This window comes from Pseudomonas sp. J452 (genome assembly GCF_024666525.1).
Lineage (GTDB): Bacteria > Pseudomonadota > Gammaproteobacteria > Pseudomonadales > Pseudomonadaceae > Aquipseudomonas.
The window spans coordinates 797,261-820,026 of sequence record NZ_CP088294.1; the positions used below are offsets into that span (position 1 = coordinate 797,261).

The 22,766-nt window shown below is 64.4% G+C and carries 21 protein-coding genes and 1 pseudogene; 3 read left to right on the forward strand and 19 right to left on the reverse strand.

The features are described from left to right. The first annotated feature begins 165 nt into the window (after positions 1-165). Complete coding sequence (locus tag LRS11_RS03565; RefSeq protein ID WP_260495547.1) at positions 166-594, forward strand: hypothetical protein; 429 nt, start codon at positions 166-168, stop codon at positions 592-594. A gap of 44 nt (positions 595-638) precedes the next feature. Here the strand turns inward: LRS11_RS03565 and LRS11_RS03570 are convergent, their stop codons facing one another. From LRS11_RS03570 to LRS11_RS03585, 4 genes are read right to left on the reverse strand one after another with little or no spacing between them, the layout of a single operon-like run. Further along, positions 639-1,652, reverse strand: a complete 1,014-nt coding sequence (locus LRS11_RS03570) for a BtrH N-terminal domain-containing protein (RefSeq protein WP_260495548.1) — start codon at positions 1,650-1,652, stop codon at positions 639-641. Then, positions 1,649-2,056, reverse strand: a complete 408-nt coding sequence (locus tag LRS11_RS03575) for a hypothetical protein (RefSeq protein ID WP_260495549.1) — start codon at positions 2,054-2,056, stop codon at positions 1,649-1,651. Before LRS11_RS03575 ends, LRS11_RS03570 begins: the two co-directional genes overlap by 4 nt. Positions 2,057-2,059: 3 nt before the next feature. Next, the gene (locus LRS11_RS03580; protein ID WP_260495550.1) at positions 2,060-3,205 is read right to left on the reverse strand and encodes a beta-ketoacyl-ACP synthase III; all 1,146 of its coding nucleotides are present in this window, start codon (positions 3,203-3,205) and stop codon (positions 2,060-2,062) included. 19 nt (positions 3,206-3,224) lie between these two features. Then, positions 3,225-4,142: a dialkylrecorsinol condensing enzyme gene (locus tag LRS11_RS03585; RefSeq protein ID WP_260495551.1), complete on the reverse strand. Its 918-nt coding sequence runs from the start codon at positions 4,140-4,142 to the stop codon at positions 3,225-3,227. Between the two features lie 349 nt (positions 4,143-4,491). On the opposite strand from LRS11_RS03585, the gene LRS11_RS03590 reads away from it, so the two are divergent. After that, positions 4,492-4,887, forward strand: a complete 396-nt coding sequence (locus LRS11_RS03590) for a DUF2141 domain-containing protein (RefSeq protein ID WP_260495552.1) — start codon at positions 4,492-4,494, stop codon at positions 4,885-4,887. 298 nt (positions 4,888-5,185) lie between these two features. Here the strand turns inward: LRS11_RS03590 and LRS11_RS03595 are convergent, their stop codons facing one another. The 13 genes and pseudogenes from LRS11_RS03595 to LRS11_RS03655 form a co-directional block, all read right to left on the reverse strand. Then, positions 5,186-5,758 carry a lipocalin family protein gene (locus LRS11_RS03595; protein ID WP_409519776.1) on the reverse strand — a complete coding sequence of 191 codons (573 nt, stop codon included), beginning with the start codon at positions 5,756-5,758 and terminating at the stop codon, positions 5,186-5,188. Next, positions 5,755-6,009 (reverse strand): outer membrane protein assembly factor BamE, encoded by a 255-nt coding sequence (gene bamE, locus LRS11_RS03600; protein ID WP_260495553.1) that lies wholly within the window; start codon positions 6,007-6,009, stop codon positions 5,755-5,757. The genes LRS11_RS03595 and bamE overlap by 4 nt, the downstream gene beginning before the upstream one ends. 73 nt (positions 6,010-6,082) lie before the next feature. Further along, positions 6,083-6,682, reverse strand: coding sequence for a DUF924 family protein (locus LRS11_RS03605; protein ID WP_260495554.1), 600 nt, complete (start codon positions 6,680-6,682; stop codon positions 6,083-6,085). 3 nt (positions 6,683-6,685) lie between these two features. Beyond that, the gene (locus LRS11_RS03610) at positions 6,686-7,693 is read right to left on the reverse strand and encodes a class 1 fructose-bisphosphatase (protein WP_260495555.1); all 1,008 of its coding nucleotides are present in this window, start codon (positions 7,691-7,693) and stop codon (positions 6,686-6,688) included. Between the two features lie 165 nt (positions 7,694-7,858). Continuing rightward, positions 7,859-9,754: an esterase EstP gene (gene estP, locus LRS11_RS03615; protein ID WP_260495556.1), complete on the reverse strand. Its 1,896-nt coding sequence runs from the start codon at positions 9,752-9,754 to the stop codon at positions 7,859-7,861. A gap of 137 nt (positions 9,755-9,891) precedes the next feature. Further along, on the reverse strand, positions 9,892-11,256 hold the full coding sequence (locus tag LRS11_RS03620) for a DUF3999 domain-containing protein (RefSeq protein WP_260495557.1): 1,365 nt from the start codon (positions 11,254-11,256) through the stop codon (positions 9,892-9,894). Then, positions 11,253-14,861, reverse strand: coding sequence for a DUF2339 domain-containing protein (locus tag LRS11_RS03625; protein ID WP_260495558.1), 3,609 nt, complete (start codon positions 14,859-14,861; stop codon positions 11,253-11,255). Before LRS11_RS03625 ends, LRS11_RS03620 begins: the two co-directional genes overlap by 4 nt. Before the next feature lie 535 nt (positions 14,862-15,396). Beyond that, positions 15,397-16,396, reverse strand: a pseudogene (locus tag LRS11_RS03630) (IS110 family transposase). 124 nt (positions 16,397-16,520) lie between these two features. Further along, positions 16,521-17,864: a DUF1329 domain-containing protein gene (locus LRS11_RS03635; RefSeq protein ID WP_260495559.1), complete on the reverse strand. Its 1,344-nt coding sequence runs from the start codon at positions 17,862-17,864 to the stop codon at positions 16,521-16,523. A 154-nt stretch (positions 17,865-18,018) separates the two neighbouring features. Continuing rightward, positions 18,019-18,738: a tRNA (guanosine(46)-N7)-methyltransferase TrmB gene (gene trmB, locus LRS11_RS03640; RefSeq protein WP_260495560.1), complete on the reverse strand. Its 720-nt coding sequence runs from the start codon at positions 18,736-18,738 to the stop codon at positions 18,019-18,021. Between the two features lie 27 nt (positions 18,739-18,765). Then, the gene (locus LRS11_RS03645) at positions 18,766-19,557 is read right to left on the reverse strand and encodes a thiazole synthase (RefSeq protein ID WP_260495561.1); all 792 of its coding nucleotides are present in this window, start codon (positions 19,555-19,557) and stop codon (positions 18,766-18,768) included. Positions 19,558-19,577: 20 nt separating this feature from the next. Further along, the gene (thiS, locus tag LRS11_RS03650) at positions 19,578-19,778 is read right to left on the reverse strand and encodes a sulfur carrier protein ThiS (protein WP_260495562.1); all 201 of its coding nucleotides are present in this window, start codon (positions 19,776-19,778) and stop codon (positions 19,578-19,580) included. 122 nt (positions 19,779-19,900) lie between these two features. Further along, complete coding sequence (locus tag LRS11_RS03655; RefSeq protein ID WP_260495563.1) at positions 19,901-20,272, reverse strand: DUF423 domain-containing protein; 372 nt, start codon at positions 20,270-20,272, stop codon at positions 19,901-19,903. Positions 20,273-20,342: 70 nt separating this feature from the next. Between LRS11_RS03655 and mtgA the strand changes: the two genes are divergently transcribed. Next, on the forward strand, positions 20,343-21,080 hold the full coding sequence (gene mtgA, locus LRS11_RS03660) for a monofunctional biosynthetic peptidoglycan transglycosylase (RefSeq protein WP_260495564.1): 738 nt from the start codon (positions 20,343-20,345) through the stop codon (positions 21,078-21,080). Here mtgA and LRS11_RS03665 read toward each other — a convergent pair. Both LRS11_RS03665 and rpoH read right to left on the reverse strand, forming a co-directional pair. Further along, positions 21,022-21,690 carry a lysoplasmalogenase gene (locus tag LRS11_RS03665; protein WP_312027004.1) on the reverse strand — a complete coding sequence of 223 codons (669 nt, stop codon included), beginning with the start codon at positions 21,688-21,690 and terminating at the stop codon, positions 21,022-21,024. The two genes, mtgA and LRS11_RS03665, sit on opposite strands and share 59 nt — an antisense overlap. A gap of 195 nt (positions 21,691-21,885) precedes the next feature. Then, positions 21,886-22,740, reverse strand: coding sequence for an RNA polymerase sigma factor RpoH (gene rpoH, locus LRS11_RS03670; protein ID WP_182832894.1), 855 nt, complete (start codon positions 22,738-22,740; stop codon positions 21,886-21,888). Positions 22,741-22,766 lie beyond the last annotated feature (26 nt).

The following is a 22,766-nucleotide window of genomic DNA, read 5'->3' on the forward strand; positions in this document are numbered from 1 at the left end:
CCACTCAAGGATAGGGGCGCTGCCCGCCTTGATCAGCCAGGGAAAACCATCACAACCGCAGTGGCCAGATCAACTCAAACGCACCCGATAGCTCTAGAATGCACGGCGCTTCAGCGAATGCGCCATTTAGTCAAACCAGGAACGTTAAAGACAAGGAGCAACACCATGGAAAAATTGAGCCTCGGCCTGACTGCAACACTATTCAGTCTCGCCTCCTCCCTGGCAATCGCAGCGCCTGAGGATTGCTCCAGCAATTTTTCGGTAGAGGGCAGCTTCTTCAAAGGCAAAGTCTATAAGACCTCGGCAGAACTACCTGCCATCAAGCCAGAGGCCGCATTCCGCAAGGCTTACATTTATACCAGCGCAAACGGCTTCACCATTTCCAGCGCAGACAAGGAGATGGGTGTCATATCGGCTTCGCAGGGTGTTTCCTACGGCCAAGGTAAGTCTGTGCCACTTAATATCCAGATCGAACCGGTTGGCAGTGGCAGCAAGATTTCCATGCTCTACTCGACCTCAGGTGGCGTGAGCTCGCCAGACGACGCAGTGAAGAAGCACTTCTGCAGCACCATCGCGGAGGCCGCCAAAGGCTAATCCCGCCAAGGGCGCTACATTCTCTAGCGCCCTGCCCCACACGCTCAGCCCTTGCGCTTGGCCCAGGCACCCAGCTCTTTCATCAATACCCGCTCCTGCCCGGCAATGCCGCGCAGCATCTCGGCGATCGGGCGGAAGTCCGCTGCCTCGCCCTTGTTGCGGCTGGCGCGTACGCAGGCCGAGGCGAACTGGCGCCAATCGTCGCCGATGGCGGTGAGCTGGGCCGAGGCCTGCTGCAGTGGGGCAGCGCCGATCAGCTCGCCGGCCTCCTGCAGGAAGCTGGCATACATGAAGCGAAAGCCCGCGCCGCCGGTGCCGATCTCTTCCTGCATGCGCACGATATGGGCCAGGTACAGGCGGTTGTACTTGGCCTGCGCCGGGTCGAGTCGCTCGATCTGCTTGGCCAGGTGCTGGATGCCGCGAATGCCGATCCACGGCAGCGGCATGCCGTCGAGGATGCGCGTGGTCGACAGCACGCTCTGGCGGATCAGCTTGTCCCAGTCCTGCTCCAGCGGCACCTCGTCGAGCCAGTACATCAGGCCCTTGGCGGCCAGCGCGCCCTTGGCGAAGCGCGCCTTCTGCAGGTCGGCGCTGGCACAACGCACCGGCTCCTCGAATACCGGATCGCTGATCAGGTACTCGTCGCCATCCAGGCCGTAGGCCAGCAGGTTGTGCGCGTTGAAGTGAAAGCGCATCTCCGGCGGAAAGTACGGCAACCAGAACACCGAGCTTTGCAGGCCGGCCAGGCGCCCGCTGTCGAGCAGCGCGTCCAGTTCGCGACGGCCCTGCTCGGGGTTGCCGAAGGTGCGGCTGTGCAGGCGCGCGCCGAGGCGCTTGCTGAGGGTCTTGATCAGGTGCTTGGGCGGCATGCGGTAGGCAATCAGCGGCATGCCGCTGAGCTTGACGATCGGCAGGTAGGCGAAGGCCAGGCCCGAGGCCAGGCCGAAGGCCATCGGCTCGCTCATCGGCAGGCCGGCATGGCTCAGCAGGCTGGCCATCACCCCGCTCTCGCAGTGGGCGCTCTGGCGGTGCTGGAAATGCGGCTCGAAGCGGGTCATACCGGGGCCTTCTGGTAAGCGATCAGTTGCGTGACGGGCAAGCCGAACGCATCGGCATAGCGAGCCAGGGTGGCGGCGCTCAGGTTTCGATAGATGGCCGGGCGAAAATGCCGGCGAATGCGCCATTGCCACAGCCCGGTGATCTGCGCCAGCGCCGGCTCGTCCAGGCGGTAGCGGTACATCAGGCATTTCAGCGGTGACAGCTCGCCGCGCTGCCAGGCCGCTGCGGCAGCGGCTTCCTGCTCCTGCAGCTCGGCCACGGCGAGCTGGGTGGCATAGGCCTCCGGCTCCCAGCCGTCGCTTTGCGCGCGCTGGTAATGGCCGCTGGCGTCCACCGCGTAGACCAGCTTGCTGTGGCCGCCGTAGGTGGAGCTGTGGTCCTGGGGCACTTCGTCGAGCTTCATCGCTTAGACCACCGTTAAATGCATAAAGGCGCTGGAAAAGCGCCCGCTTTCCGGAACATAGCAGAGCAGGCGCTGACCGCTGCGCAGGCTGCCGCCGTTGAACAGTTCTTCGAGGATGATGAAGATCGAGGCCGCGCCGGTGTTGCCCTTGCTGGTCAGGTTGGTGAACCAGCGTTCCTGTGGGATCGGCAGGTCGGCATTGGCCAGGCCCCTGGCCAGCGGCTCGCGGAAGAACTCCGAGCTGTAGTGCGGCAGGAAGTAGTCGATCTCTGCCACGCGCAGCTCGCGGCGCGCCATGATGCGCTTGAGCGTTTCTTCCACCGTGTATTTGACGATGTTGTCGTTGAGCAGTTTGACGTCCTGCTTGATCGCCATCACCGAGCGGCGGTTGCGCTCTTCACCGGCGTAACGGCTCCAGCCGGTCAGCTGACCATCCTGCATGTCGGCGCCGGCGTACATACACGGCGGCATCTGGTCAGCGAAGGAGAGGATGTCGATCCAGTCGATGCGCAGGCTCGGGCCGGCGGCATTCGGCTGGCCCTGCAGCAGCACCGCGCCGGCGCCGTCGGAGAGCATCCAGCGCAGGAAGTCTTTCTCGAAGGCGATCTCCGGGTGGTGTTCCAGCTCGTCGACGCGGCTTTCGTATTCGGCGTTGAAGTTGCGCGCATGCATCAGGCTGGAGGCGACTTCCGAACCGCAGGCCACGGCGTTGCGGCTCTCGCCGCTGGCCACGCTCAGCCAGGCGTACTTCAGCGCAGTCATGCCGCACAGGCAGATGCCGGCGGTGGAGACCACCTCGCACGGCGGGTTGCCCAGCTCGCCCTGGACCATCACCGCATGGTTGGGCATCACCTGGTCCGGCGACGAGCTGCTGGCCACTAGGCAGTCCAGGTCGGCCAGTTCGAAACCACCACCGATCAGGCCGCGCACGGCAGCGGCGCTGAGCTGGGCATTGCTCAGGCTCGGCTCGCCGCTGACGGGGTCGATCACATAGTGGCGCTGCTGGATGCCGTTGCGCCGCAGCACCAGCTTGCGCGCCCGCGACGGCTGGCCGCCGACCAGGCCGAGGCGCGCTTCCATCTGCTCGTTATCCACTGGGTCGTGGGGCAGACAGGCGCTGATGCGGTTGATGAATACGGGTTGTACCACGGGCATTCCTCGGGTCACTTCACTCGCCGGACGGGCCGGCAAAGTAGGCCTTCTCACGCTGGATGCGCGCCCTGAACAACGGCGCCAGCAACTTCTTCAACAGGGCACTGAGCGGCACCACGGTGACGATCAGGCACAACAGGAAAACGATATAGATCACCAGACCCACGCCGCGCCGGCGGCTCTGCTGCGGGCCGAGGGCAGCGAGCAGGCGGCTCCACAACTGGAAGCTGCGGTTGCCGACCTTCTCGCTGGCGATCAGCTTCTCATCGATCTTCACCGCGCCCAGACCCTTGAGCATCGGCTGCTCGATCGGTAGTCCGTCGGCGCTCAGGCGCGTGGCCATGGCCTCGCCGAAACGGCTGGCCGCGGCGATCTCGGCCGGATCTATGCCGGCACGCGGCACCCAGCTGTAAGGCTTCTGCCGACCGGTGAACAGCCACAGCGGGGTAGCCAGGAAGCTCGCCGCGGTGCCGCAGGCGTCGGTCAGAGCGATGTTATCCACCAGCCGCGCGCCCAGTTCAGCGAGCCGCACCTTGACCTTCTCCTGGGCCATCAGCCACATGTTGCGGCAACCGATCAGGGTCACCACCGGGGTGTCCTTAAGCAGGCGCGCGGCCTCGGGCGAGGCGAAGAAGCTGGTCAACGGCAGCGACGGCGAGAGGAACCACACCTGGTAGGCAAGGATCACCAGGTCGTAACGTTTGCCGGCATCCACCGCCAACGGCAGCAGGGGCTGCGGACGCTGCAGCACGGTTTCCGGAAAGATGCGGAAGAAGCCGAGGAACGGCCAGGGAAAGGGAAAGGGCTGCGCCGGCTGCAGGGCGAGGAAGTCCACCTGGATATCGCTGCACGCCTGCAAGGGCGCACATACCGACTGCACCAGCCGATCGAGCTGGCCGGTTTGCGAAAAGTGGACCACCAAAACCTGGCGCATCCTAGGGCCTGCCGATGCTTTTTCGCGAGCCGCGTTGCTGCGACAGATGGCGCCAGGCTAGGCGCGGGACGCAGGCAATGGTCGCCCCCTTGGCAAGTCCCGCAACGACGCATGGCACCATCTGCCGCGCAACCCGGAGGGCCGGGCCGCTGTTTGCGCGAGCCGTCGTTACTCGTCGCTCATTTGGAATCACCAAACCTCTCTCCTCGTGCCTAGCCTCGCGCAAACAGCGGCTCCGGCGCGGCCGTGAAAAAACATCGGCAGGCCCTACCCACTTCCCTGCAAAATGCGTTGGATTATGCCACAGCGAATTCTTCAAACCGTAACCAGAGCCGGCTATCAAAGCCTGTTGGGCCTGCTGTTCGTCTGCTCACCAGCCTGGGCCGGTGACATTCTGGTCAGCCTCGAAGGCAAACAGGCCAATGGCGCCGTGCACCTGGCCCTGGTCTTCGCCGACCGCCCTGCGTGGCAGGAACCGCCGCTGCGCCTGATCCAGGGCGAGGCGCCGGTCTTGCGCCTGCGCAACCTGCCACCCGGGCGCTTCGCCATCCAGCTGTTTCAGGACAGCAACGGCAATGGTCGCCTCGACCTCAGCCCGCGTGGCATACCGCTGGAGCCGGTGGGGTTTTCGAACAACCCCGCTCTGCTCAATGGCAAGCCCAGGCCGCTGGACTGCCTGTTCGTGCATGGAGCGGCGGACAGTCAGCTGACGATTCGTTTGCAGGCGCCGCGAGGCAAGCCTTAGAACCGCTTAGGTCTCGGACTCGATTTCGACGGAAATGGTGGGTAAGCGGAGCGTTATCCACCCGGCCTGATCCTGTAGGAGCCAGCTTGCTGGCGATAGGCAGACAGCGTCCCGCTGATCGCCAGCAAGCTGGCTCCTACAAAAGCATGTGCTGAATAACAGTATCTACAAGGCAGGCACAGAGAAGCGACCTCCCCCTCTCCCCAGCCCTACCCCTTGAACGGGAGAGGGGGCAGAAGCACGGGGTATCTGCTCTATCGCCGCTTGGCTGATGCAAGAAAGATCATTACAAGCCTTGTTACTGGCCGATCTTGGCATCCGCCACACGCCAGATCAGCTCGCTGGTGTCATAGCCGCGCGCCTGGGCCTGCTGCAGCATCTCGGAGCGAGTTTCCAGGGAGATCTGCGCGTCGCGCGTCAACAGCCAGAGGTACTCGCGATTGGGATTGCCGACCAGCGCGGTGCGGTAATCGCTATCCAGGTAGAGCACCCAGTAATCACCTTTGGCCACGCCGGGGAACAGGTTGCTGAACCAGTTATCGAAGCTGACCCACAGTTTGTCCGTCTGCCCGGCCACCTGCGGGGTTGCCTGGCCCTTGGCTTCGATCCACTCGCCGTCGAGGGTGAGGCAGCGGTTGCGCACAGCAACCGCGCCATCGTCCTGCAGCTGGTAGTGCGCCTCGGACTGCGCACAGTTGCGCTGAAAAAACATCGGCAAGCGCGCCTGCTCGTACCAGGTGCCCTGGTAGCGTTGCAGGTCCACCGCGCCGGCAGTCTGCGGCGCCTCGCTGCTGGCACCCGGGCCGGCACAACCGACCAGGCCCAACAGCAAGGCCGGCAGCAGCAGGCGAGACAAAGCGCGCGCGATCACTTCAGGCCCTGGCCGGAAAACATCATGACCTTGTCGCCAGCGTACTGCACGCTGATGAAGACCTTCTCATCGCCCCAGTTGCAACTGGTGATACCGATGGCGCCGGAGCACTCGGTGGGGCTGCCGAGCAGGCTTTCCACTTCGGCCTTGGGCATGCCGGCCTTGAGCTTGGCGTAATTCTCCTGATTGACCTTGCTGCAGGCAGCGAGCAGGACACAGGCGGACAGCACGACGAGGGTACGCAGCGACATGAAGTAACTCCATAAGGGCGAATGACAGGACAAGAGCTTGGCACACACGCGGCTCTTCTGCGGCGGTTGGACGTCAGAAGCGTGAGCCGGGTTCCTGCAGGAAGGCCAGTTCGTCCGGCGTCGATGCGCGGGCGAGGATCGCATTACGATGGGGAAAGCGGCCGAAACGGGCAATCACCTGCTGGTGACGCACGGCATAGTCGAGGTATCCGGCAAACAGCTCGAGCTCGGCGGCCGGTACCTGCTCACGCAGGGCGCGGAAACGTTCGACGGCCAGGTTCTGCGTGGCCAGGTCCTCGGCATGCTCCAGCACCAGATAGATGAATACCTGACGAATCGCCGGCAGCTGCCGCTCCAGGCCTTGCGCCAGCCCCCAACGCACCAGTTGCTGGGCGCGGGCATCGCCGGCAAAGGCCTGGGGCGTCGCACGTTGGATCATCCGTGGCAGCTGGTCGAGCAGCAGGATCAGGGCCAGCCAGCCCTCGGCCTGCTCCGCCCAATCCTGCAGCCCGCCGGCCAACGCCTGGGCACTCAACTCGCCGAAGCGCTCATGCGCCTCGGCATCCTGGCTGGCCTGGTAGCCGAACCACAGCTTGCCGCGCTGGGCCGCCACCGCGCTGGCGGCTTCGGCATCACCGAACCACCAGTCAAGCAGGGGCTGCCAGGCCGCCACGCGTCAGGCCTGGTGGTAGGCCGTGGCGCGCTCGACTTCTTCCTTGGAACCGAGGAAGACCGCCACACGCTGGTGCAGGGACTCCGGCTGGATATCGAGAATGCGCTGGGTGCCGTTGGTGGCGGCGCCGCCAGCCTGCTCGATCAGCATCGACATCGGGTTGGCTTCGTACATCAGACGCAGCTTGCCCGGCTTCTCCGGCTCACGGGCGTCGCGCGGGTACATGAACAGGCCGCCACGGGTGAGGATGCGATGCACGTCGGCCACCATCGAGGCGATCCAGCGCATGTTGTAGTTCTTGCCCAGCGGGCCTTCCTTGCCGGCCAGCAGCTCGGAAACATAGCGCTGCACCGGGGCTTCCCAGTGACGCTGGTTGGACATGTTGATGGCGAACTCGGCGGTGCTTTCCGGCACGCGGATGTTTTCGTGGGTCAGCACGAAACTGCCCATTTCGCGATCCAGGGTGAAGCCCATCACGCCGGCGCCGAGGGTCAGCATCAGCATGGTCTGCGGGCCGTAGATGGCGTAGCCGGCCGCGACCTGCTCGGTACCCGGCTGGAGGAAGGCCTCTTCGCCGAGGTCGCCATTTTCACCATTGCGATCCGGGCAACGCAGTACGGAGAAGATGGTACCGACCGAGACGTTGACGTCGATGTTGCTGGAGCCGTCGAGCGGGTCGAACACAAGCAGGTAGGCGCCTTTCGGGTACTGGCCGGGGATCTGGTAGGCATTGTCCATTTCTTCCGACGCCATGCCGGCCAGGTGGCCGCCCCATTCGTTGGCTTCGAGAAGGATTTCGTTGGAGATCACGTCGAGCTTCTTCTGCACTTCACCCTGCACGTTCTCGGTGCCCATGCTGCCGAGCACGCCACCGAGGGCGCCCTTGGACACGGCGTGGCTGATTTCCTTGCACGCACGTGCGACCACTTCGATGAGGAAACGCAGATCAGCCGGGGTGTTGTGGCTGCGGGTCTGTTCGATCAGATAGCGGCTGAGGGTGACGCGCGACATGGAGGAGCTCCGGAAGGGAAGTCAAAATCGCGCGCAGTTTAACCGTTTGCGGGCGCCAGCGCCTCTGCAGAACCCGACAGCTGATGAGAGGATGGCGACACGGGGACAGTTGAGTAGCACACCGTGACCGCGCCCCACTGTGAGGGCGCGGTCGCAGTGGACGGCTTACAAGTCCCAGGACAGGGAGACGTTGATCCCCTGCTGGTCATCGTCGTCGCTGTTGCGGTAGCTGTAGCTTCCGCGCAGCGACAAGCCTTCGGCCAACTTGTGACTGACACCCAGACTGGCGCGAGTGGTCTTGTCGGTCGGCACATAGCCTTCCAGCGTGTACTCGATACCCGACAGAGCGTTCTGCGACATGCTCACTTCGCTGACGTCATCCTCGTACTCGCGCTCCTGCGCCACTTCGGCGAACAGGCGGGTCTGCGTATTGAGGTCGATGATGCCCTGCAGGCCGACCCCCAGGCGCTTGGAGGTGCGTTCCTGGTCGTCGTAGGTCAGCGCAGTGGAACGCTGGCCATCTTCCGAGTAGCCATCCAGTTCGACACGGGCATAGTCGGCGCTGATGAACGGGCTCAGGTGCCACTGGCTACCCGGCTGGGCAATGTCGTAGCCGAAGCGGCCGCTGAAGGCCCACAGCGAGCCATCGGTGTCGCCTTCCTCGGTGCGGGTGGCAGCCCCAAGCTCGAATTTTCGCTCAAGATTGGCGTAGTCGAGGTGGCCGGCGCTGGCCGCCAACTCGGCCCACCAGCGATTCTCCTGGTACTGGGCAAAGGCGGTGCCGATATAGCTGTTGAGGTCGTAATCGGAGTCAGCATCGCCGGCGTCCAGGCTCTGCTCATAGAAGCCTGCCGCCAAACCGAGGCGCCAAGCCTCGTTGAGACGGTAGCTGCCGCCGAAGTTGAGGTTATAGCCATTGCCATCGGCAGAGCTTTCATAGATGTCGTAGTCGAGACGCTGACCACCAGCATTGACGAACGCACGCCACTGGCCGACCGCCTGCCAGGCTTCCCAGTCGGCCTGCCACTGGGCGCGCAACTGGTCCTGGTGCGAGCGCAGGTTGCCATGCGCCATTTCCGGCAGCAGGCTGATCTCCCAAGGGGCGGAGAGCAACGAGTAGGCATAATCGGAGATCAAGGTTTGCCCGGCGATAGTCGGGTGTACGCTGTCGTTGAACAGCAGCTTGCTCGGATCGGGACTGGTGCCGTTGAGCCCGTAGACCGGGTTCTGGTTGCCGCCGCAGTCGTCAAAGCAGGTGCTCAGCAGGGCCGTGCGGTCAGCCAGCAGTCCGTAGCGCGCCGGGTCGGCCAGGACTTCCGAGAGCATCAGGGGGACGTTAAGGGGAATGACCTCTGCATTGACCTGCGCGAGCTGAGTGACCAACTCGGTATTGAACTCTTGGGCCAGGTCCGAAACGAAACCCTGCAGACCAGAGCCAAAGTAATTCGGCGTCAAGCCCACATCCGGCAGCAACCAGACCATGATGTACTTGCCACCGGCTTGCTGCAGCGCCTCAACGCTATCGACCAAGCGCCCAGCAGAGGCTTGAGCCTGCTCAGGGTTGAGCACCTGAAACTGGAGGAAGTCATTGCCGCCACCGGTCAGGTAGTAAAGAGCATTGGGATCAGCACGGAAGCCGCGCTCAACCAGGTAACCATCACGCGAACGCGAATCCACGATGGAACCGCCCACGCCGGTAATGGAGTCCAAAATCTGATCGGTGCGATAGCCACCCACGGCCCAGTTATCGCCATCCGGCAGGCCCAGCGCCTGGTTCACCGGCGAGGTGGAGCCGCTCATGCTGCCGAGGCCCAGCTTGCCATTCAGAATCTGGGTGGCATTAAGGCCGTACGACTCGCCACTGCCAGGCTGGTAGGTAGGGCCGGTACGGTTGGTGAAACGCTCAGTGGCACCCGCCGGGCCATCGGCGTCGGCGCGCTGCCCGGCATCGGCCAGGCTGTCGCCGAACACCACCATGGTCGAATAGGGGGATGCCTGCAGGGGAAGGGAAGCACTGGCAAGCAGGCAAGCCGCGGCCAGCGGAGTCAGAACGCGCTTCATCGAAATGTCCTTATGATTGTTATTGGACTGGGTGCTACTCGCCGACTCTAGCGTGATTCGTATCGCATTTCATCAAACTCTTGTTTGAACTTAGTGTCGCCCGACGGATCGTCACCGTTACCCGCATGATCGCCGCATCATGCCCCGCTTTGTGGCTTGCGCAGCAGGCTGAAGGCCATTGCGCCGAGCAGCGCCACACCGGCCAGCAGCACCGCCCACAGGCCAATGCGCTTCCAGTCCGCCTGTGACTGTGCCTGTTGCGCAGCCGCCTCGACCGCCGCCGGCACCTGTTGCGGCGCCGTCGCCACGCCCAGGCTGGAAAAACGCTCCGGCTCGTAACCGGGAATCAGCGTACTCATCGGCAAAGCCGCCGACTGCACGGCCGCTTTGCCGATGACGAGCTGATAAGGCGCCGAACCGCGGGCGAGAAACACCACCTGGGTGCTGCGCATCGCCACCTGCAACTGCGGCGCCTGTTTGCCCAGGCCACCACCGCGCTCATCGACCTGCAGGCGCAGTTGCTGCACCGGCGTGCCATACAGCTCGATCTCGTCCTGCCGCACCTCCTTGCCATTCTGCGGCAGGCGATAGAGCAGACCGCGAGCCAGCGGCTGCCACTCCAGCTTGCCATCGCGGCGACTGGACAGGCTTACCGGCGCCAGGGTGTTGGCCTGATCGAGGCTGAACTTGACCCGCTGCAACGGCAGCGACAGCGGCAGCTCCCAGCTGTATTCGCCAGCCTTGCTGCTGCGTGCCGGCAACGGTGCGGACCAGACCAGCGGTGGCGCCGTATCGGCATTGTCGATACTGACCAGCTGCGCGGCCGTCAGGGCCGGCGCCTGCTGCGGAGCCAGCCAGAGCAGGCGCAGATAGCGCGCCTTATACCCCGGCAGCGCGACCTCGCGCTGGTCGATGCGCTCATTGGCGAAGCTCAGGCGGGCGATGCTGCCTTCACCCCAGCTTTCCCAGTGCTGCAGGTCGTCGCTGGCCTCGATGGAAAACCGCTGGAAGCCTTCGCTGTCGGCGCTCCAGTCCAGCAGCAGGCGGTGCAACGGCAGGTCCACGGCACTGGCGTCGAGCAACCAACCGCGCAGGATTTGCTCGGCGGGTGCCGACGCTTCCGGTGCCACTTCGACCAGGGTGCCGCTGGTGCTGCGCTGCACGCGGATGGCCGGCGCGCCCGACGCCGCAGCATCGCCCATCAACGGGAACCATTTGACCGCCACCTGCTGGCGCTGCTCGGCGGCCTGCGCAGCACCGAGGGTCAGGGCATAGGCCAGGGCCTCGCCTTCGCCGTTGAATACGCGCAGGTCACGCAAGTCCGCATGGCGGGCGGCGAAATGCAGGGCCGGCGGCAGCTCCAGGCGATACCAGGGGCCTTCGCCAGCTAGTGTCAGAGGCACGCGGGTAGCGTAGTCCCCAGCCTGCTCACCCGCATTCGCCCAGGGCGCCAGGAGCAGCGCGGCCAGCAGCAACGGACGACACAACCAGACTTTGCTCATGCTTTCACCTGTGTGGATTCACCGTCCGCCTTGCGTGGCGGCAGCGGTGCGAAATAGCCGACGACCAGCAGCAACACGCCGACGCCGATAAAGGACACGATGCGCTCCAGGCCACCGCGGTTGCCCAGCTCGACGAAGAACAGCTTGGCCACCACCACGCCGATCAGCGCGGCCCCCACCAGCCACAGCTCGCGCCGGCCGCGCAGGTGGCCGACGATCATCAGCGGCAGGGCGATCAGGGTCCAGACGATGGACAGGCCGGCCTGCACCAGCATTGAATCGAGCAGCAGATCGAGCTGATAGGGCACGCCGCCCCAGTGATGAGCGGCGCGAAACACCGTGGCGGTGAACAGGGCAAACAGCGAAACACCGGCCAGCAGCTGCGCCACCTGCTCCGTGCGCGCCGCTGCAACGCCCAGCTGCGGCAGCCCGCTACGCAACCACTGATACACCCCGAGCAGGCTGAACAGCAGGCCCAGCTCCAGCGGGTTGAGCAGCGGGATATAAGGCAGCGGCTCGGCGCCACCGTCACTGGCGATATTGGCCAGCCAGAACCAGCCGAGCATCAACGCGGTCAGCGGCGCGGCCGCCCACACCCGATATTCGCGCGTGTAAGCCGCCACCGGCCACGGCCATTGCCGCGGCGCCGCCATCAGCAGGAGGAAGGCGCTCGGCAGCAACGCCCAGCCCAGCCAGCGCCAGGCGTTGTACTGCTCGGACAACAGCATCAGCAGGTAACGCAGCTCCAGCGCCAGTACGCCGAGGATCAACCAGCAACCCAGTACATGGGCGGCACTCAAGGCACCACTCGGCAACAGGCCCGCCAGGCGGCGCAGCGACAGTAGGTGCACGGCGAACAACAGCCCCCAAGCCAGCCAGCCGAACTCCGCCGCTGGGTGATAGTTGCGCTCGCCGACCTGCAGCAGGATCACCGCAGCCACCGGCACCAGCAGCGTGCACAGCAGGGCCAGAGCGCGCCAGCGCAGACGCTCGGCCAGCAGCGCCCACAGCGCCACGCTGCCGGCGATGGCGAACAGCAACAACGTGCCCTGCAGCCCCGGCGCGACAAAGCGCACGATCTCCGCCGCCAGGGCCAGCGCCCACCAGCCCGCACCCCACACCAGCAACAGTTGCGACAAGCGCTGCAGGCTCAGGCTGCCCAGTTCACCGGCCTGCTGGCGCAGCAACACATGACGCAGGCGCCAGGCGCCAATCTGCGCGGCAATGGCCAGTACCAGCGGCGTCCAGAAACCGGCATGGGCCAGCGGACGCAATCCTTCGCTGGGCAGATAGCCGAGCAGCAGCGGGCTGGCCGCGAGGAAGGCAATGCCGCCAACCACCTGCAGCAGCAGGCCGAAGAAGAAACTGACGCGCAGCTGCAGGCGCAGGCTGAGCCAGATGATCAGCAGGCCAGTACCCGCCCACACCGCGCTGGCGCTGTGCCAGGGCAGCACGAACAGCACCGCCAGGTTGATGAACACCAGGCCGACCAGCATCACCAGGGACAACCCGCGCAGCAGGCCGCGATCGCTGCTGACCAACTTGTCGCGTGCCGCAATCAGCATGCCGGCCACCAGCGCCAGGCCGATCAGCGAGCAGACCAGCAGACCGCGCCAGCCGGAGTCGAGTACACCGCCCTGGCCCTGCTCCGCCCCCTGCAGCTTGCTGAGGAAGATCAGGCCACCGAGCAGCTGTACGGCGAAGGCACTGAACAGGAAGGTCCGTGACTGCAGACGCAGGCCGACCCACAAGGTTGCCAGCCCGGCCAGGGCCCAGCTGATCGCGGTGCCCTCGGCGGCGAAACACAGTGGCGCGATCAGATAGAGGAACAGCAACCCGCCCACCGCCAGCAGCGGCAGACCACGGCGCTCCCAGGCCTTGCTGGCATCCAGCGGCGCCTGGCGCAGTTGCCAGAAGCTGAACAGCAGCGCCGCACCGAGCATCAACGCGCCCAATGGCGCACCCTCCAGCACCGTGGCGCTGGGCATGCTGAAGCTGAGCTCACCCAGGAACGCCAGCGCCGCGCCCAGTTGCAGCAGCAGGGCAAAGGCGCGGGCCAACGGCCGGCCTTGGCGCAGGCCGAGCCAGAAGATCCCCGCGCCTTCCACCGCCCAGGCGGCCGATGTCCAGCGTGCATCCAGGCCCAGCGGGATGGCCAGGCTGGCGAAGATCACGCCGAGGGCCAGGCAGGTTTCCACCAGCAACAGCGTCCGCCCCGGCGCGCGGCCACGGAGCACGCGGGCCAGCAGCAGATAGAACAGGCCCAGACCGAGGGCGCTGAAGGCGGCAGCAAACTCGATGTGCTGCACGATCGCGTACTGCAGGCCAAAACCCACCAGCGGCGTGCCGAACAGCACGCTGCCATCCACGTAATCGGCCTTGTCCCGCGCCCAGCGCAGCAGTTCGCCACGTTCCTGCGGCGCCGTCTCGGCCTCGCGCAACTTGCGCCGGGCAAACAGCAGGCCGATGGCCACGTACATCAGGAAGAACAGGATCAGGAACGGCTCGGTGCTCCACAGCAGTTCCGCCGTGTAAGAGCGCAGCCCCCAGGCGAAGCCGATACCAAAGGTGCCGAGGAAACCGACCAGGTTGAGCAGGCGCCAGGCCTTGAACCAGGCGATGGCGAAGATGCCGCTGTTGAGCAGGATGAAGTAGGAAAACAGCGCCACATGGTTGCCGCTGCCGGTGGACGTCAGGATCGGTGCGGCGAAACCGCCCAGCGCCGCGGCCACCGCCAGGCCCAGGGCGTTCTGCGCCACCGCGAGGATCGCCGAAAATACGGTGACCAACACCAGCAGGCCGAGGGCCATCTTCGGATCGAGCAGCGGGTGCAGGCGCATCGCCGCAAAAGTGGTCAGGTACAGCACGGCAACGCCGGTGCCCTGCAGGATCAGGCCATAGCTGCCGACCCGTTCGCGCAGCCACCAGCCCAGCCCGAGCAGGGCGATGGCACTGGCGGCGACGCCGGCATAACGCATCTCGACCGGCACCACCATGCCTTCGGTGGCATAACGCAGAAGGAAGGCCAGGCCGAGAAACAGCAACACCACGCCAACCCGCAGCACGGTATTGCCACCGAACAGCCAGGCCTTGGCCAGACCGATGGCGCGCTCGATGGGCGATGGCTCACGGGGCTTTCGCGGAGCAGGTGGAGCGATGGGCTCTGCAGGGCGCGCCGGCTGGATCGGTGCCGACTGCCAGCTGTCTGGCTGTTCACGGGATAGCGCCGACTCGCTGATCGGCTGCAGCTCCGGCAGCTCGAAGACCAGCTCGCTGTCCGGCTCGACCGGCGCCGGTGCAGACGCCGCCGGCAGCACCAGCTCTGGCACAACGGCAGCCGGTTCGGCAGGCACCGGTTGTTCGGGGGGTTGGCCGCCCTGCTCCAGCTTGAGCAAGCGCTCGTAGAGGGCGGTGGTGCCACGCTCGAAGCGCTCGGCAAAGCCCTTGAGCTCCTGGCGCAACTTGGCGTTCTCGCCTGCCAACTGGTGCAAGCGCAGGGCCTGCCCCAGCCCCAGCCCGATCAGGCCGCCAAGCAAGGCACTGGTAACCGATTCACCGACCAGTGCACCGAGCACCAGGCCGACCAGCATGAAGATCCATTGCATGCATTTGCTTCCCGAGCCGTTGAGGCGAAATCCTTTGCGCGCGGCAGCCAGCGCTGCACGTGCGACCGCGGATGGCCGAGTATATCGGCGCGCTCGCCTGACCATACAGAGACGATTGCCAACTGGGCCACAGGCACACATGCCTGTAGCGCGGGTGAACCCCGGAGACTGGCAACGCGGGTTTCACCCGCCCTACCCGGCGCAATAAGGTAGCTCGAATGAAATCCGGGGGCCGGCGACTTTGCTCCCGGATTTCATCCGTATATGGACTCCTCCCGTTTTGCCAGTGATCTGCCCTGTTTTCGAACCTAGGTACGACTGCTTCCGTATATCCGGCTTCTGATGAGGTGTTGGCCTCGAGCCATGATGATTTCCGCTCATGTGCGCCTGATCGGGCTAACGGCCTTGCGGTGCAGGGGGCCAATGGATGCTGCAGGCTTCACACATGCCGGTGCGACCGGTTCGTCATCAGTTCCTTCACTGTGCAATCGAGTGGATCTTCTACGGTGCTGCTCCAGGTACGGCTCTTTGCTGCTCATCCAGGCTGATACGCTTCACCCTTGCTGAGAATCGCCCAGATGATCCGGGCATTCTTGTTCGCCAAGACAACCGTGGCGATGTTCTTGTTGCGTCGGCACATCAGCGTGTTCAGCGCAGTCGCTGCGCTGATCCGTTTTCTCCTGGCAGTGCTTGAGCACTGAGCGGGCGCCATGGATCAGCAAGGTGCGCAGATAGCTGTCGCCGCGTTTGCTGATCGGCCCCAGGCGCTCCTTGCCGCCACTGGAGTGTTGGCTGGGCACCAACTGTCGGCTGCTGCGAAACTGGCGCGCATCGCCGACGGCACTGACCACCGCCGTGGCGCTGATCGGGCCAAGGCCCTCGACTGCCATCAACCGCTTCACCCGCTCATCCTCGCGCGCCTGACACTGGATCAGTTTCTCCAGGCTCGCCAGTCGCTCGTCATGCCCTTGCCACTCCTCGTTCAAGCCCCTCAGCAGCTCACGCATCGGGCCAGGCAGGCCGTTATCCGGCGTATCGAGCGCTTGGCGCAGCAGCTCGCGGCCAGCGGCGAGGCCTGTACGAGGTTCGACCAGGCCAAACTCGGCCAGCAGCCCACGGACTTCATTGACCAAGGCCGTACGGGAGCGAACCACCCGACTCCTGATCCGGTGCACCGATTGACCGGCTTGTTGCCCAGCACTTTTGACCTCGACATAGCGCATGTTCGGACGGCTTCCGGCCTCGCAAATCGCCTCGGCAGCATTGGCGTCGTTCTTGCCGCTCTTTACATAGGGTTTGACGAACTGCGGGGCGATCAGGCGCACCTCACGCCCCAGCATCCGCAACTCGCGCGCCCAGTAATGGGCACTGCCACACGCCTCCATCACCACCAAGCAAGGTTCCAGCTGGCGGAAGAAATCCAGCATCTGGTGCCGCTTGAGTTGTTTGCGGCATTTCACCTGCTCGTGACTGTCGACCCCATGGACTTGGAAAACCTGCTTTGCCAGGTCAACACCGATTCGGCTAAGTTTCATGGCGACTCCTCCCTTCGTGACTGTTTGTTTTGACAACTTCAGTCTGGCGCCTAGACGCCGTAGGAGGGGGGAGTCCACAGACACAAAAAAGCCCGCGATGCGGGCTTTTTCTTGCGCGGTGGGATCAGATCCCTTCGCGGCGCAGGGCCGACGCGGTGAAGTCGCCCTTGTTCAGCTTGACGTTGAAGTCATACATCGGCTCGTTGTTGTCGAGACCATCGACGAAATAACGGTCACCCTTGAAGTCATAGATGGTTTCCAGGGTGCTGCCGAACATCGGTACGTCGTAGTAGCTGATCGGATGGGCTTCCTGCAGGCCAACCAAGGCGCCGGTCTTGTCGTAGAGGTCGACGGCGAGGATCTGCCAGCTGTCTTCATCCAGGTAGAAGCGACGCTTGGCGTAAGGGTGGCTGTGGCCCTTGCGCAGATCGGCCTCGACCACCCAGACGCGGTGCAGCTCGTAGCGCAGCAGTTCGGGGTTGACGCTCTTGGCCTGGAGAATCTTTTCGTAGGGGATGCCTTTCTGGTGCACGGCATAGCTGTTGTACGGCATCAGCATTTCCTGCTTGCCGACCAGCTTCCACTCGTAGCGATCCGGTGCGCCATTGTAGGCGTCGACCACGTCGGCGGTGGCCATGCCGTTGGTGTCCGGCTGCATGGCCTCATAGGCCAGCATCGGCAGGCGACGTACGCGCCGCTCGCCACGGCTGAAGCGCCAGGCCTTGCGGATCGCCAGCACCTGGTCGAGGGTTTCCTGGACCACCAGCGAAGAGCCGGACAGCTTGCTCGGTGCGGTCACCACGTACTTGTAGAAGAACAGGGTGTTGTCCAGATCGGCTGGGGTGACCCCTTCACGGCCATAGATAAACAGAACGTCGCGGTCGCGCTTGAGCAGGGTGTAGTCACCGTTGGCCAGCACCGCCGCCTGATTGGTGATCATGCGGATCTGGTCACCCCGGTAACGCATGATGTGGTTCCAGATGGCCTCGGTGCCATTCTGCGGGAACGGGAACGGGATGCCGGCAGCGGTGCCTTCGACCCCGTTGCCACCGGAAATCATGCTGGCATTGCTGGCGTTGTAGCGCGTGGCGTCGTAGATGCGCTGGGGCGCGGCGGCGCTGCGATGCGTCGGGTAGATGCTGAGGAAGTAGTCCGGATGCTTTTCCAGCAGCTTTTGGAAGCCCGGGGCCAGCTGGGCCTTGTATTGCGCCTGGTTGTTGGCGTCGACACGATAGAGCGGCTTATCGGCCGCATAAGGATCGGGGTGGTGCATGCCCGGCTGATAGCTGGCCGGCGGAGTGCTCAGACCACCCTCCCAGGATGGGATGGTGCCGGCAGCGTTGCCGGCACGCTCGCCGCCCAACGGCATCAGGTCTTGTCCCAGGCGGGCAGCCTGGGCGGCATCAACGCGCGCCTGGGCAGGCAGCGCGGCGGCTGCCAACAGCAGAATTGCAATGGTTCTCAACACAGCGATCTCCTCGCAGCACGCTACACGCGCTGCTGTTCTTTTTCTAAAGCCAGTGTAGGCCGCACTTGCAGATAGCTATCGGGGTGAGGTGCAACGCCGTCCTGGCGCCGGGTGGACCCGGTCGGTTTTACCCTGCTCCGCAGGGGCTGTTGATTCAGTCTATACGCTGGAACTTGAGATCCCAGACACCATGACCGAGGCGTTCGCCACGGCGTTCGAACTTGGTCACCGGGCGCTCGCTCGGGCGCTCCACGCAGTGCCCATCGGCCGCCAGGTTGCGGTAGCCGGGAGCCACGTTCATTACTTCGAGCATGTGCTCGGCATACTGCTCCCAATCAGTCGCCATGTGCAGCACGCCACCGATCTTCAGTTTCTGCCGCACCAGTTCGGCGAAAGCCGGCTGGACGATGCGGCGCTTGTGATGACGCGATTTGTGCCAAGGGTCTGGAAAGAACAGTAGCAGGCGATCGAGGCTGGCATCGGCTACGCAATCGCGCAGCACTTCCAAAGCATCGCAGCTGTACACGCGAATGTTGCTCAGATTCTGCGTGAGCATGCCGTTGAGCAGCGCGCCAACGCCCGGCTTGTGCACTTCCACGCCGATGAAGTCCTGCTCCGGCGCGGCAGCGGCCATCTCCAGGGTGGCATGGCCCATGCCGAAGCCGATTTCGAAGGTGCGCGGCGCGCTGCGGTCGAATACCTGGTCGAAATCGCGCAGGCCATCTTCCAGTTGCAGGCCGAATTTCGGCCAGCCCAGATCGAGGCCACGTTGCTGGCCTTCGGTCATGCGCCCGGAGCGCATGACGAAACTCTTGATCGCGCGGTGCGGGCGCTCGGCAGCGCCGTCTTCGACCGGCTCGACTACTTCACTCATGGGGTTCTCTTAGCCTGTTTAGGGGGCTTACTTGATCAGGCCATCCAGCGGCGACGACGCGCTGGCATACAGTTTCTTCGGCATGCGCCCGGCCAGGTAGGCCATGCGCCCGGCGATGATCGCGTGCTTCATCGCCTCGCCCATCAGGATCGGGTTCTGCGCGTGGGCGATGGCGCTGTTCATCAGCACCGCCTCGCAACCCAGTTCCATGGCGATGGTGGCGTCGGAAGCGGTGCCCACACCGGCATCCACCAGCACCGGCACCTTGGCCTCTTCGAGGATGATGCGCAGGTTGTAGGGATTGCAGATGCCCAGACCGGTGCCGATCAGGCCGGCCAGCGGCATCACCGCGATGCAGCCCATGTCGGCCAGCTGGCGGGCAATGATCGGGTCGTCACTGGTGTACACCATTACGTCGAAACCTTCCTTGACCAGAACTTCGGCAGCCTTGAGGGTTTCGATCACATTGGGGAACAGGGTCTTCTGGTCGGCCAGCACTTCCAACTTGACCAGCTTGTGGCCGTCGAGCAGTTCGCGGGCCAGACGACAGGTGCGTACCGCCTCAACGGCGTCATAGCAGCCGGCGGTGTTGGGCAGAATGGTGTACTTGTCCGGCGAGATCACATCGAGCAGGTTCGGATCGCCGGGGTTCTGCCCGATATTGGTCCGGCGCACGGCCACGGTGACGATCTCGGCACCCGACGCCTCGATGGCCAGACGGGTTTCTTCGAGGTCCTTGTACTTGCCGGTGCCCACCAGCAGGCGCGACGCATAGGTGCGCCCGGCCAGGGTGAAGGGTTTGTCGATGATGGCGCTCATGGCAACTCCTCGCGGGCGGACTAGCCGCCGCCGATGGCGTGGACAACTTCCAGCTGGTCGCCGTCGCGCAGAACCGTGGTGGCGTGCTGGCTGCGCGGCACGATATCCAGATTGAGCTCGACCGCCACCCGCTTGCCGAGCGCATCCAGGCGTACGAGCAGGTCTGCGACGGTAACGCCGTCCGGCAGCTCGAAGGGTTCGCCGTTCAGTTGGATGTGCATGGCTGGGCAGTCAGAACATGAAAGGGTCGGCATTCTAGCCCGATCACGGGCAGCGACCAAGGTATATGGCCACCATTCATCTGCATGATAGTGGCCCTGAGTCGTAACTGTTCCAGCGCGACTCAGGCCGCGCGCCAGGCCGCCAGCCCCAGACATAGCCAGCCGCCGAGAAAGGCCAACCCGCCCAGCGGCGTGATCATGCCGAGCTTGCCGATGCCGCTGAGGGTCAAGGCATACAGGCTGCCGGAGAACAGCAGGATGCCCAGGGCGAACAGGCTGCCTGCCGCCGTCAGCAGGCGGCCCGGTAGATGCGCGGCGAGCAAGGCCACGCCGAACAGTGCCAGGGCATGCACCAGTTGGTAGTGCACGCCGGTCTGGAACACCGCGAGGTACTCGGCACTCAAGCGCGCCTTGAGCCCGTGGGCGGCAAAAGCGCCCAGGCCAACCCCGGTGAAACCGGCGAAGGCCGCCAGCAACAGAAAGATGCGAAGCATGAATCACTCCCGGACAGAGCCAATGTGGCCGCTATAATGGCCTGCCCCCAGCCTTCGGCCAAGCCAGCTCATGCTCCGTCGCCTATTTCGTCGCCTGTCCAAACTGCTGCTGTGGTTCGTCGTTGGCTCGGCGCTGCTGGTGCTCGCCCTGCGCTGGATCGACCCGCCGGGCACGGCATTGATGGTCGAACGCAAGATCGAGTCCTGGCTGGATGGCAAACCCATCGACCTGCAGCGCAGCTGGCGGGCCTGGCAGGAGCTGCCGGACGACCTGAAGATCGCGGTGATCGCTGCCGAAGACCAGAAGTTCGCCGAGCACTGGGGCTTCGACCTCGCAGCCATTCAGCAAGCCATGGCGCACAACGGCAAAGGTGGCAATCTGCGCGGCGCCAGCACCATCAGCCAGCAGGTGGCGAAGAACCTGTTCCTCTGGTCCGGCCGCAGCTGGCCACGCAAAGCGCTGGAAGCCTGGTTCACCGGCCTGATCGAGCTGTTCTGGCCGAAACAGCGAATTCTCGAGGTGTACCTCAATAGCGTCGAGTGGGGCGACGGCGTGTTCGGCGCGGAAGCCGCGGCGCGCCACCACTTCGGCGTCGGCGCGCCCTACCTGTCGCGCCAGCAGGCCAGCCTGCTGGCCGCCGTACTGCCCAACCCGCGCGCCTGGAACCCCCGTCGACCCGGGCCGCATGTCAGCCGCCGGGCCAACTGGATCCGCAAGCAGAGCTACCAGCTGGGCGGCAGCCACTACCTCAACCAGATCGTCCGACCACTGCCGGATTGGTGGCCACAGTGGTTGCCGCGCCCCTGAGCCGCAGCAGACCCCAGGCGATCAGGGCCTGGCCGGTGAAGTAACAGCTGACGATCACTGCCACCGCATAGGGGAACGGCTGGATGAACTTGTTCACCCCGATCAGCGAATCGGCGATGACGAACAGCATGGCGCCCAGCCACAGCGGCCCCGGCCGTTCCTCGACCCGCGCCGCACTCAATGCCATGGCCAGCAGGCAAGCGAAGTAGAAAGCTACCGGAATCTGCAGCGCGCCAGTTCCGGGCAGCATCCACAGGGTCATGCCGATCGCATAGGCAATCACCGGCAGGCTCCACAACCAACGCCAAGAGCGCCCGCGCCCCAGCAGCAGAAAGCCGCCGACGAAAACCACTTGGTTGACCAAGAAGGCCAGCAGCGCCTGGATAAACAGGCCATCCCGGTTGCCGTAATCGAGAAAAAGTCGCCCAGCGCGGCCGCCACGAAACCCGACCCCAGCCAGCGCCCGGCAGCACCCGGATGAGCCCGCCAGACCAGCCAGGCGAACAACAGCATCGGCAGCGGCTTGAGCAGCCAGCTCAACGGGTAGGGTTGCAACGGGATCAGGGCGATGTACAGATAGCCGAGCAGCAGGGCGAGGAAATACGGCCAGCGAGAAGCGATGGGCATGTCAGGCTCCGGTTTTTGTTATCTGCCGCGATCCTGCACCGCCCCGCCCGCCATCTCCAATCGCGACGCGCCAATCACCCCTGCCGCAGGCGTCAGAAAACCCAGGCAGAAAAAAGCCGCACCTGAGTGCGGCTTTGCGAGCTTTATTAGAACGTGCTCACGAGTTCGTGGACAGGTTTTACGCCTGAATCGAGCCCTTCAGCTTATTCATGGCGTTCTTCTCCAGCTGGCGAATGCGCTCGGCGGAGACGTTGTACTTGGCTGCCAGGTCATGCAGCGTGGACTTCTCCTCGGCAAGCCAGCGCTGGTAGAGAATGTCGCGGCTGCGCTCGTCAAGACCTTCCAGGGCTTCGTGCAGACCGGCAGTGGAACTGTCGCTCCAGTCCGCCTCTTCCAGCTGACGGGCCGGGTCGTAGCGATGGTCTTCCAGGTAATGCGCCGGCGAGTGGAAGGCGCTGTCGTCATCGTCATCGGCGGCCGGGTCGAAAGCCATGTCATGGCCTGACAGGCGGCTTTCCATCTCGCGCACTTCGCGCACCTCGACACCCAGGCTATCGGCCACGGCATGCACTTCATCGTTGCTCAGCCAGGCCAGACGCTTCTTCTGGCTGCGCAGGTTGAAGAACAGCTTGCGCTGCGCCTTGGTGGTGGCGACCTTGACGATGCGCCAGTTGCGCAGGATGAACTCGTGAATCTCGGCCTTGATCCAGTGCACCGCGAAGGACACCAGACGTACGCCCATTTCCGGATTGAAGCGTTTGACCGCCTTCATCAGGCCGACGTTGCCTTCCTGGATCAGGTCGGCCTGGGCCAGGCCGTAACCGGAGTAGCTACGAGCGATATGCACGACGAAGCGCAGGTGCGCCAACACCATCTGCCGGGCAGCCTCGAGATCCTGATGATAGAAGAGGCTGCCGGCCAGCTCGCGCTCCTGCTCGGGGGTCAGCAAGGGAATGCTGTTCACCGCGTGCACGTAGGCCTCCAGGTTTGCACCGGGGACTAGGGCATGGACAGGTTGCAGGGCTGTGGTCATGAAAAACCTCCAACTTTCAAAGCGGC

Excerpts from the sequence above, each read along its gene's own strand:
- LRS11_RS03565 (WP_260495547.1), top strand. The coding sequence starts at position 166 with ATGGAAAAATTGAGCCTCGGCCTGACTGCAACACTATTCAGTCTCGCC.
- LRS11_RS03570 (WP_260495548.1), bottom strand. The coding sequence starts at position 1,652 with ATGACCCGCTTCGAGCCGCATTTCCAGCACCGCCAGAGCGCCCACTGC.
- LRS11_RS03575 (WP_260495549.1), bottom strand. The coding sequence starts at position 2,056 with ATGAAGCTCGACGAAGTGCCCCAGGACCACAGCTCCACCTACGGCGGC.
- LRS11_RS03585 (WP_260495551.1), bottom strand. The coding sequence starts at position 4,142 with ATGCGCCAGGTTTTGGTGGTCCACTTTTCGCAAACCGGCCAGCTCGAT.
- bamE (WP_260495553.1), bottom strand. The coding sequence starts at position 6,009 with ATGTCGCTGCGTACCCTCGTCGTGCTGTCCGCCTGTGTCCTGCTCGCT.
- LRS11_RS03610 (WP_260495555.1), bottom strand. The coding sequence starts at position 7,693 with ATGTCGCGCGTCACCCTCAGCCGCTATCTGATCGAACAGACCCGCAGC.
- estP (WP_260495556.1), bottom strand. The coding sequence starts at position 9,754 with ATGAAGCGCGTTCTGACTCCGCTGGCCGCGGCTTGCCTGCTTGCCAGT.
- LRS11_RS03620 (WP_260495557.1), bottom strand. The coding sequence starts at position 11,256 with ATGAGCAAAGTCTGGTTGTGTCGTCCGTTGCTGCTGGCCGCGCTGCTC.
- LRS11_RS03625 (WP_260495558.1), bottom strand. The coding sequence starts at position 14,861 with ATGCAATGGATCTTCATGCTGGTCGGCCTGGTGCTCGGTGCACTGGTC.
- trmB (WP_260495560.1), bottom strand. The coding sequence starts at position 18,738 with ATGAGTGAAGTAGTCGAGCCGGTCGAAGACGGCGCTGCCGAGCGCCCG.
- LRS11_RS03645 (WP_260495561.1), bottom strand. The coding sequence starts at position 19,557 with ATGAGCGCCATCATCGACAAACCCTTCACCCTGGCCGGGCGCACCTAT.
- thiS (WP_260495562.1), bottom strand. The coding sequence starts at position 19,778 with ATGCACATCCAACTGAACGGCGAACCCTTCGAGCTGCCGGACGGCGTT.
- LRS11_RS03655 (WP_260495563.1), bottom strand. The coding sequence starts at position 20,272 with ATGCTTCGCATCTTTCTGTTGCTGGCGGCCTTCGCCGGTTTCACCGGG.
- mtgA (WP_260495564.1), top strand. The coding sequence starts at position 20,343 with ATGCTCCGTCGCCTATTTCGTCGCCTGTCCAAACTGCTGCTGTGGTTC.
- rpoH (WP_182832894.1), bottom strand. The coding sequence starts at position 22,740 with ATGACCACAGCCCTGCAACCTGTCCATGCCCTAGTCCCCGGTGCAAAC.